A 230-nucleotide genomic window follows, 5' to 3' on the forward strand; every position below is an offset into this window, starting at 1 on the left:
GGCGATGTGATTGACTATACGTTAAGCACTACCGCTACGACGACTTCAGCAGTAGGAAGCTATCCAATTGCAGTGGCTTTAGGCAGTAATCCAAACTATACGATAAGCACAACAGACGCGCTATTAATGGTAACACCAAAAGCGATCAACGTGAGTGTGGTAGCCGATAATAAAACCAAAGTATACGGAGACGCGAACCCAGCGTTAACCGCTGTGGTAACTGGAACGGT

At 46.5% G+C, this 230-nt stretch carries 1 protein-coding gene; it reads left to right on the plus strand.

Annotation, left to right across the window (positions count from 1 at the left end):
* Positions 1-230 (plus strand): MBG domain-containing protein (locus J3S90_RS15825; protein WP_210646990.1); only part of this gene is annotated, 230 nt, incomplete at both ends.

This window comes from Flavobacterium flabelliforme (assembly GCF_017948675.1).
Classification (GTDB): domain Bacteria; phylum Bacteroidota; class Bacteroidia; order Flavobacteriales; family Flavobacteriaceae; genus Flavobacterium; species Flavobacterium pygoscelis.